General features: G+C 60.3%; 3 protein-coding genes and 1 pseudogene. 3 read left to right on the top strand and 1 reads right to left on the bottom strand.

Annotated elements, in window-relative coordinates:
• The 3 genes and pseudogenes from B207_RS39490 to B207_RS0104405 form a co-directional block, all read left to right on the top strand.
• A pseudogene (locus B207_RS39490) lies at window positions 1-446 on the top strand (polymorphic toxin-type HINT domain-containing protein); the annotation flags it as partial.
• A gap of 22 nt (window positions 447-468) precedes the next feature.
• A complete protein-coding gene (locus tag B207_RS39485) occupies window positions 469-939 on the top strand; it encodes a hypothetical protein (RefSeq protein WP_154675143.1) in 471 nt (156 codons plus the stop codon).
• 197 nt (window positions 940-1,136) lie between these two features.
• Window positions 1,137-2,366, top strand: coding sequence for an ISAzo13 family transposase (locus B207_RS0104405; RefSeq protein WP_018635311.1), 1,230 nt, complete (start codon window positions 1,137-1,139; stop codon window positions 2,364-2,366).
• A 196-nt stretch (window positions 2,367-2,562) separates the two neighbouring features.
• On the opposite strand, the gene B207_RS37865 is transcribed toward B207_RS0104405, so the two are convergent.
• Window positions 2,563-2,913, bottom strand: coding sequence for a transposase (locus tag B207_RS37865; RefSeq protein WP_230204833.1), 351 nt, complete (start codon window positions 2,911-2,913; stop codon window positions 2,563-2,565).
• Between the last annotated feature and the right edge of the window lie 119 nt (window positions 2,914-3,032).

The following is a 3,032-nucleotide window of genomic DNA, read 5'->3' as shown; positions in this document are numbered from 1 at the left end:
CCGGAACCCGCGAGTACCAGCAACACGACACCGTCTACAACCTCACCGTCGACACCCTCCACACCTACTACGTCCTCGCAGGAACCACCCCCGCACTCGTCCACAACGCCGACCCTTCGTGTGGGCCCGAGGTTTGGACCGATGCAGCTTGGCAGCACATTCTTGATCGCCATCGTCCGGGTGGGTCAGATGTCGACAGCCGAGCAGGTATCTTCACCGGTAAATCAAAAATGGTTCGTCAGCGCATCTTGGAAACTCTCAATCGAGCACAGTCTCGACCGAATTCAAATGATCCAAAAACAGGAAGGCCGCGACCCGGAAGGGTCTACGAGTGGGACTTCGGGAATCCGGTGGGAGTCGCCGGGCCGGCGAACGGCGGAAAGGATCTTACTAGTATCCGCGTCGTTCTCGTCGAGGGTAAGATCGTAACAGCGTTTCCGTTCTAGTGTAGGGAAAATACGAAACTAGATGATTGATCTACGTTTCTCGATTCCAGAGCGCAGTTCGCCCCTATATAGAAGCTGGGAGCGAGCGCGCCAAGAGGATCTGAAAGCCATCGGCGAGACCGAACTTCAATACTATCTCCTCTACGTGCATATCGTGTTTGCGCTAGACGGCGTAGAATTCATCTCTACGGACGAGGTCGTCACTCTTGTCGACTTCATGCAAGGCGTTTCCTGGGTGGCCGAAAACATCGCCTCCCATCGTGACGCATCAATCGGATTCACCGAGCACGCCGACACCATCAGTTTTCGATGGACTAAAAGCGGCATCCATGTAAGCTCACCCCGAGCTCCTAGCGGTATTTACGTGAACTCGGACAATCTCATGAAAACGTTTCACACCTTCCTGGAAAATGCAATTTCATGCCTTGCTCGGGAGATTCCTGGCATAGAGGATAACCCGACTATTCGTGCAGTGAGACACCCTCGAAGTTGATCGGACTTGGAGGCGCGGGACAGCAGATGGTGCAGGCGGTGCGGACCCCGCTCCCCGATCGCCTCGGCCAGGCTCCAGCAGCTAGGAAGCGTAATCAAATAAATTGATCATTTGATCTATGAAGCCGGAATTAAATAACTTCTCTTGTTGATCTAGTTTTCAGTCTCTACTGTGATTGGACGGTTAGGCTACGGGGCGTGGTGGATGAGGCCTCGGAGAGGTACATCGCGTTGCGGACGCGTCTGGAGGCGTTGCAGTCGCGGTTGAATGAGCGGGACTGGCGGCTGGCGATGGGTGCGGAGGCCGTCGCGTGGGGGCATGGCGGTATCGCGGCGGTGAAGCTGGCGACCGGTGCCGCGCGCGAGACGATCCGTCGCGGGATAGACGAACTCGACGACCCGAACGTCATCAAGGGTGGGCGGGTGCGTGCGCCGGGCGGTAGCCGCAAGAAGGTCGAGGCCTCCCAGCCGGGGATCGTCGAGGTGCTCGACACGCTGATCGAGCCGGAGAGTCGCGGGGATCCGGAGTCGCCGCTGCGCTGGACGACGAAATCGACCCGCAGGCTCGCCGATGAGGTGACCTCGCTGGGCTTTCCGGTCAGCCACACGGTGGTCTCCAAGGTGCTGCGGGGGATGGGTTTCAGCCTGCAGGGCACGCGTAAGACGAAGGAGGGCGGCAGCCATCCCGACCGGGATGCCCAGTTCCGTCACATCCACGACCTCGCGGCGGCCTTCTTGGCCGCCGGCGACCCGGTGGTCAGCGTCGACACGAAGAAGAAGGAGCTGGTCGGGGCGTTCGAGCAGGACGGCCACGAGTGGCATCCGAAGGGCCAGCCAGCCGAGGTGAACGCCTACGATTTCCCGTATCTGGCCGACGGGAAAGCGATTCCTTACGGCGTTTACGATCTTGCTGACAATTCTGCCTGGGTGTCGGTCGGGATTGACCACGACACGTCGCAGTTCGCTGTCGCCTCGATCAGCAGGTGGTGGGAGGAGATGGGTCGGGAGAAATATCCGAATGCCCGCCGGCTGATGATTACCGCGGACTGTGGTGGGTCGAACGGAAACCGGCCGTGGCTGTGGAAGCTGGAGTTGGCGGTGTTCGCCGCCAGGTCTGGTCTGGAGATCTTTGTCTGTCACCTCCCGCCCGGTACCAGCAAATGGAACAAGATAGAGCACCGGTTGTTCTCCCAGATCAGCATCAACTGGCGCGGCCGACCGCTGACGACCTATGCCACTATCGTCAGCCTCATCGCGAACACGACCACCACCACCGGCCTCGTCGTGCGCTGCGAACTCGATCCCGCCGACTACCCCACGAAGATCGTAGTGACCAAGACTCAACGCGAATCAATCCCGATTGAGCGCGAGAAGTTCCACGGCGAATGGAACTACAAGATTCTTCCGGCAAGAAAAGAGACTATTTGATTACGGCTTCTATGTGTGGGTTTCTTCTGTGATCACCTCGGTAGGCTCGTAGCCGTGGTGCACTGACCGTTGGAGACCAAGCTCTGACCCTGCCGTTACACAGCTACCATGCGCATGGTCAGAGCAGTCGACTCGAAGCCGAACGCAGCAGGCCAAAGTGGCTCTCCGCACTGAGCTGGAATGTGTGATCGATTGATCACGCGGCCGTCGCGTAGATGGTGACGGGGTGTAGCCAGGTGGGGCGGGTGGAACGGGACGCGGTGTAACGGGCGCGGCGTTGCTGGTTTGCGACGTTGGTCAGGCCGAAGGCGGTCCGGTAGACGAGTTTGATCAGTCGGTTGACTCCCTCGGCCGCGGCGTTGGACAGGCCGTGCAGGACGGCGCCTGTGATCTCGACGCGCCAGTCCGAGACCGTCTCGGCGAGGGTGACGACCTCGGGGACGGTCGCGCCGGTCGTGGCGCAGTACTCGAAGAACCTGGTGAGGGCCCGGTCGACGTCGGTGCGGGTGGTGGCCCGGCCGGTGCGGGCCGGGGAGAGCGCGAGCAGGCCGAGCAGGTGGTTCTTCGCGCGCTAGGGCCTGTTTGGGAAGTCGCTGATCTGTGCTGCTGGTGATCGGCTGGTGTGATCCGGCTTGGATGATCAGTTGTGTGGCGCGGGGTGACCTG

The sequence above is a fragment of the Parafrankia elaeagni genome (assembly GCF_000374165.1).
Lineage (GTDB): Bacteria > Actinomycetota > Actinomycetes > Frankiales > Frankiaceae > Parafrankia > Parafrankia elaeagni.
This window is presented reverse-complemented; position numbering and strand designations above follow the sequence as displayed.